Source organism: Helicobacter pylori (assembly GCF_001998165.1).
GTDB classification, from domain to species: Bacteria; Campylobacterota; Campylobacteria; order Campylobacterales; family Helicobacteraceae; genus Helicobacter; species Helicobacter pylori_DL.
Window position 1 is genome coordinate 1 of sequence record NZ_MTWR01000026.1, and the last position, 556, is coordinate 556.

Annotated in this window: 2 protein-coding genes; both read left to right on the forward strand. The window is 35.6% G+C overall.

Features of this window, described 5'->3' with window-relative positions; all coding sequences use genetic code 11:
- The first annotated feature begins 50 nt into the window (after positions 1-50).
- A complete protein-coding gene (locus BZK24_RS03735; protein ID WP_077656611.1) occupies positions 51-350 on the forward strand; it encodes a cupin domain-containing protein in 300 nt (99 codons plus the stop codon).
- A gap of 10 nt (positions 351-360) precedes the next feature.
- Positions 361-489 (forward strand): hypothetical protein, encoded by a 129-nt coding sequence (locus BZK24_RS09800; RefSeq protein WP_000973846.1) that lies wholly within the window; start codon positions 361-363, stop codon positions 487-489.
- The last annotated feature ends 67 nt before the right edge of the window (positions 490-556 follow it).

Sequence of the window (556 nt, forward strand, 5' to 3'; positions counted from 1 at the left end):
TTTCTTAAATTAAGGTCTAAATTAAGAAAATATCACACTAGGAGTTTTTGATGGAAGTGGTTAATTTTTTAGAGGGCGTTCATTTTGAAAAGCTCCACATTGAAACGCTGAGTGAAAATTCTTCCAATAAGGAAATCCGTATTTGCATGCCTAAGGGAGCTGTCATGGACAAACACAAGGCCCCGGGAGCGATTAGCGTGCAGGTTTTAGAGGGCAAAATCGTTTTTGAAGTGGGAGATGAAAAAATAGAAATGCCAAAGGGAGCGTTAATCAGCCTAGAAGCGCAAGTTTTGCATCGTTTGGACGCTTTAGAAAATAGCGTTATAAGGCTATCTTTGAGTAAAAAATAAGGAAAATCAAATGATGAAAGCCGTTTTTATCAATGTTTGGTATTTGCTTTTAACCATCATTTTATTAATCATCATATGGAGGATCATTAAATTAGTGTTAAAAGATAAAAACGACAGCGACGATAAGGGGTTAGGGTAAAGCATGTTTTTGATCTAAAAAGATGAGCCAAGAAGATAAAAGAGGTCGTTTAATGATAGTCGTTTAA

Bases quoted from the DNA above. Each gene is read 5' to 3' on its own strand.
- BZK24_RS03735 (WP_077656611.1), top strand. From the start codon at position 51: ATGGAAGTGGTTAATTTTTTAGAGGGCGTTCATTTTGAAAAGCTCCAC.
- BZK24_RS09800 (WP_000973846.1), top strand. From the start codon at position 361: ATGATGAAAGCCGTTTTTATCAATGTTTGGTATTTGCTTTTAACCATC.